The sequence below is a fragment of the Streptomyces colwelliae genome (genome assembly GCF_048158785.1).
Classification (GTDB): Bacteria; Actinomycetota; Actinomycetes; order Streptomycetales; family Streptomycetaceae; genus Streptomyces.
In genome coordinates this window covers 1-404 of record NZ_JBLTJC010001025.1, presented here as the reverse complement: position 1 = coordinate 404, position 404 = coordinate 1, and the positions used below count along the sequence as shown (strand labels likewise).

Sequence of the window (404 nt, the reverse complement as noted above, 5' to 3'; positions counted from 1 at the left end):
CCTTGATGCCGCGGGCGTGGGCCTGGCGGAAGGCCGAACTCATCGCCGCGCTGTCCGTACTGCAGAAGGAGAGGTGACCGGTGACTGCCGTCACTGGGCTGCTCCGCGCGGGGAGCTGATCGAGGAAGGGTGGCTCTCGTCGCGGCAGGGCAGCGGGACCAGGGTCATCAAGGTGATCAAGGCGGAGCCACCCATCTCGTCCGAGGGGCGATGGGTGACCCTGGGGGAACTCATGGACCAGGCCTTTCGGGGGCGGTCTCGGTGTCGACGTGGCCGACCATCAGGGCGGTGCCCAGCGCACCATGTTCACGATGATCCGGCCCACCGGCAGCCGCGCGGCTCGCAGTTCGGCGATGCCGTCCGCGGTTTCCTGGACGGGCATCTCCTCAAGGAGCGTCACCAGG

At 68.8% G+C, this 404-nt stretch carries 1 protein-coding gene and 1 pseudogene; both read right to left on the bottom strand.

From position 1 onward, the window contains the following. Positions 1 to 90 precede the first annotated feature (90 nt). Positions 91 to 234, bottom strand: coding sequence for a hypothetical protein (locus tag ACNFOC_RS55660; RefSeq protein ID WP_416966481.1), 144 nt, complete (start codon positions 232 to 234; stop codon positions 91 to 93). Positions 235 to 295: 61 nt separating this feature from the next. Then, positions 296 to 404 (bottom strand): annotated as a pseudogene (locus ACNFOC_RS55655) (ATPase); the annotation flags it as partial.

Excerpts from the sequence above, each read along its gene's own strand:
- ACNFOC_RS55660 (WP_416966481.1), bottom strand. The coding sequence starts at position 234 with ATGAGTTCCCCCAGGGTCACCCATCGCCCCTCGGACGAGATGGGTGGC.